Origin of the sequence: Dietzia sp. Cai40 (assembly GCF_014145165.1) — a bacterium.
Classification (GTDB): domain Bacteria; phylum Actinomycetota; class Actinomycetes; order Mycobacteriales; family Mycobacteriaceae; genus Dietzia; species Dietzia natronolimnaea.
This window is the reverse complement of record NZ_JAALEB010000446.1, coordinates 1-3,993: the sequence shown is the minus strand read 5'-3', so window position 1 is coordinate 3,993 and position 3,993 is coordinate 1. Positions and strand designations below refer to the sequence as shown.

Sequence of the window (3,993 nt, the reverse complement as noted above, 5' to 3'; positions counted from 1 at the left end):
GGTTGAGACGGGCCCGGCTGTGGCGAGCCCGTCGGGGGCCGTGGCGACCGCGACCGGCTCGTGTTCCGCGCGGGCGGCGGTGGTGTCGACGACGACCGGTGCGACCGCGGCGTGGGCGGTGGGTTCCGGGGTCTCAACGGGTGTGGTGGATTCGACCCGGGCGTCCGGATCGGCCGCCCCGTCTCCGGCCACGGTGGCCGGGGTGAACTTCTCGTAGTAGAAGTGTGTGACCTCCAGGCCCTCGGTGTCCAGGAAGGTCCGGACGGACTCCACCATCGGCGGCGGACCGCACAGGTAGATGTCGGCCGTCCCGTCATGGAGGTGCTCTGGCCGGATCAACCCGGTGACGTATCCGGTGTTCGGGAACGCCGTGGCCGGGTCGGACACGACCAGGTCCCACGTCATCCCCGGCAGCCGTGTCGTGTAGTCGTCGAGCAGATCGGTGCACACCACGTCGGTGTCGCGTGACGTGCCGTAGACCAGGTGCACGGGCCTGTCCCCGGAACCGGCGACGGCGAGGCTCTCCAGGATCGACAGGACGGGCGCGAGTCCGGTGCCCCCCGCGAGCAGGAGCAGCGGTCGCGGTGACTCGCGCAGGAAGAAGCTGCCCATCGGGCCCGTGAGGTCGAGCCGATCGCCCACCGTGCACCGTTGCGCCAGGTACTCGGACATCGCGCCGCCCGGGGCGTACTTGATGAGGAACGACAGGCGGTCGTCGTCCGGGCCGGTCGAGAACGAGTACGAGCGGACCTGGTCGGTGCCGGGAACCGAGACGTTCACGTACTGCCCCGGCAGGAACGCCAGGGCTCCACGGTCGTCGAGCTCCACGGTCAGCGCGAACGCGCCCTCGGCCAGGCGCTCGACCGCCGTGACGGTCGCCGGGTGGGCGGCCGCGGTCGTCTTGGCCACGTCCGAGGTGGTGGGGATCTGGACCACCAGGTCCGAGCGGGGGACCATCTGGCACGGCAGGCAGAATCCGGCCTCGGCCTCGGCAGCGGTGAGTGCGTCGTCGATGTAGTCGCCGCCGTCGAAGTCTCCCGACTCGCACAGTGACTTACACGTGCCGCATGCTCCGTCGCGGCAGTCGAGGGGGATGTTGATTCGGGCCTTGTACGAGGCGTCGGCGACGGTTTCCGACGGGCCGCATGTGATGAAGCGCGTCACACCGTCCTCGAAGCCCAGGGCCACCTGGTAACTCATGGGATCTCACTTCTTGTCGCTGGCATGATCGACCGCACTGGGCGGTCCGGTGATCGTCGACGCCCCGGTGGGGCGGACTCGTGGCAACGCGGGTCACACCATGTAGACGTCCACGATGTGGTGGATGTAGTCGTTCTTGAGGACGACCTTCTTGTACGTGATCAGCGGGGTCTCCCCGGTGACGTCGAGGGTGTAGAAGGACGTCCCGAAGTACTGGTCGGTGGTCTTGTAGCGGACGTACGAGGAGAGCCAGTTGAAGCGGACGTCGACCTCGCCGGGTCGCCTGTCCGTCACCTCGATGTTGCTGATGAGGTGGCCCGTGCGGGGTTCCGGGAGGGAGGTGGACGACGACCGGTCGGTACGGATGCGGAACACCCGGTCCTCGATGCCGGCCCGGTTGGGATAGAAGATGAGCGAGATCTCGGAGTAGGGGTCCGTGGTGAGCTCGCCGTCGTCGTCCCACGCGGGCATCCAGTACATCGCGTCCTCGCGATAGCACTCGATCCATGCTTCGAACTGCCGGTCGTCGAGAAGGCGGGCCTCGCGGAAGAGGAAGGCGGAGATCTCCTCGACGGAGATCGACGCCACCGCCGGTTCAGATACTGAGGGTGCGGACATGATCGGTCCTTTCGTGGGCGTGGGGAGGAGGGGGCGCGGGTCAGATCAGCGCGGGTCAGATCAGAGGGAGGCGGACGCGGCGACGCTCTGCGCCACCCCGTTCTTCCCCGCCTCGGCGGCGGCGCGTTCCTCCGCCTCCAACGCGCGGCGCATGGTCTCGAGCCAGTACCCGTGCTGTACCGGGTACAGGCCCTCGTCCTCGGTCTTGGCGCCGGAGGAGAGCACGTTCTCCATCCCCAGACCTCGGGCGGTGGCATCGGGTCCGGCGACCTGGTGCGTGGATCCGCGGGTCATGTCGTTCCACGGTGCGGCGCCGGCCAGGTAGGTCTTTTGGCAGGAGCGGAACTCCTCCAGGTCGTCCGGCGTCGCCATGCCCGTCGCGTTGAAGAAGTCCTCGTACTGGCGGATCCGGGCGGCGCGCGCCTCGGCGCTCTCGCCCTTGGGGGCGATGCAGTAGATCGTCACCTCGGTCTTGTCCACGGAGATCGGCTTGAAGTGCCGGATCTGACTGGAGAACTGGTCCATCAGGTAGACGTTGGGGTAGAGGCACAGGTTCCGGGAGGCCCCGACCATGAACTCCGCCTTCTTCTCGCCGATCTGCTCGGCCAGTTCGTCCCTGCGCTCCCACAGCGGACGATCCTCGGGGTTGCCCCACCACATCCACAGCAGCAGGTGGCCGTGGTCGAACGACCAGTAGCCGCCTCCCTGCTTGCCCCAGGTGCCGGCGTCCATGGCCTTTGTCTCGTTCTTGGATTCACCGGAGCCCCGCCGGGCGGTGGTGGCCGCGTAGTTCCAGTGGGTCGCCGAGACGTGGTATCCGTCCGCACCGTTCTCGGCCTGGAGCTTCCAGTTGCCGTCGAAGGTGTAGGTCGAGGACCCACGAAGTACCTCCAGGCCCTCCGGGGACTGGTCGACGAGCATGTCGATGATGGTCCGGCTGTCACCGAGGTGTTCCTCGATCGGCAGCACGTCGGGGTTCAGGCTGCCGAAGAGGAACCCGCGGTAGTTGGCGAACCGGGCCACACGGCGAAGGTCATGTGAACCGCCGGTATTGAACTGCTCCGGATAGCCGGCGTCCCGCGGGTCCTTGACCTTCAGTAGCTCACCGGAGTTGGAGAAAGTCCACCCGTGGAAAGGGCAGGTCAGAGTGGTGCGGTTGTCGGTCTTGCGGCGGCACAGCATCGCCCCGCGGTGCGAGCAGGCGTTGATTAGGCAGTTCAGCTCTCCGTCCCTGCCGCGGGTGATCATGATGGGCTGGCGGCCGATGTCGGTGGTGAAGTAGTCGCCGATGTTCGGGATCTGGCTCTCGTGCGCCAGGTAGACCCAGTTGCCCTCGAAGATGTGCGTCATCTCGAGTTCGAACAGCTCCTCGTCGGTGAAGATGCGACGGTTCGCGCGGATGACGCCCTCGGCGGGACGGTCCTCGAGAGCGGTGTCGAGAGTGTGCTGCAGATGGTCGAGTCGATCGGACATCGAGTGCTCCTAGCGGGGTCGGGGCGGGCCACCACTCAGGCGACCTGGTGCCGTGATGACCCCAACGGTGCCTGACTGTGGGACGAGTCACACTAGGGGTTTGCCTAGTCGTGCCTAGGTGTCAGTTGTTCGCACCGCGAACAGCGAGGCCGCATCCGGACGCTCATCTGCGGGAACGTGCTCGGGAGGCGCGAAACGCGCACACGGAAGCCACTACAAACGTATAGAAGGGTGATTGACGACACACCCGCGGCGGGGGCACAGTGAGGGCATCGGCCGACGGGGATCCCGAACCGGGACATCGTCCACCGGCCCGATCCAGTCCCCCCACTCACGCAGGGAGCGTCATGAGCACCACCGCTGTCCCCACCACCGCTGTCCCCACCACCGCAGTCCCCACCGCCTCCGGTTCCGGTAGCGCCGCCACCGACAAGTTCAAGGGCAACCGGGTCGGGTCCGACACCTCGCCCGAGCGCGCGGCCGCCATCTACAAGGACGTGCTGACCAAGCTGTCCGAGGTCATCTACCAGCACGAGGTGACCTACGACGAGTACCGCGTCCTCAAGCAGTGGCTCATCAGCGTCGGCGAGGGTGGCGAGTGGCCGCTGTGGCTCGACGTCTTCCTCGAGCACTTCATCGAGGACTCCAACAGCCGGATCTTCAACGGCACCAAGGGCTCCATCGAGGGCCCGTACTACGTGC

4 protein-coding genes are annotated in these 3,993 nt (G+C 66.9%); 1 reads left to right on the top strand and 3 read right to left on the bottom strand.

Going from position 1 to position 3,993, the window contains the following annotated elements; all coding sequences use genetic code 11:
* The 3 genes from benC to benA all read right to left on the bottom strand — a co-directional run.
* On the bottom strand, positions 1-1,200 hold a 1,200-nt coding region (gene benC, locus G6022_RS15355; RefSeq protein ID WP_182691927.1), incomplete at its 3' end, for a benzoate 1,2-dioxygenase electron transfer component BenC.
* A 93-nt stretch (positions 1,201-1,293) separates the two neighbouring features.
* Complete coding sequence (gene benB / locus G6022_RS15350; RefSeq protein WP_179524919.1) at positions 1,294-1,818, bottom strand: benzoate 1,2-dioxygenase small subunit; 525 nt, start codon at positions 1,816-1,818, stop codon at positions 1,294-1,296.
* A gap of 60 nt (positions 1,819-1,878) precedes the next feature.
* Positions 1,879-3,291 carry a benzoate 1,2-dioxygenase large subunit gene (benA, locus tag G6022_RS15345; protein WP_179524920.1) on the bottom strand — a complete coding sequence of 471 codons (1,413 nt, stop codon included), beginning with the start codon at positions 3,289-3,291 and terminating at the stop codon, positions 1,879-1,881.
* Positions 3,292-3,638: 347 nt separating this feature from the next.
* Here benA and G6022_RS15340 point away from each other — a divergent pair.
* Positions 3,639-3,993, top strand: a 355-nt coding sequence (locus tag G6022_RS15340) for a dioxygenase (RefSeq protein ID WP_277819508.1), incomplete at its 3' end; no start/stop codon positions are given.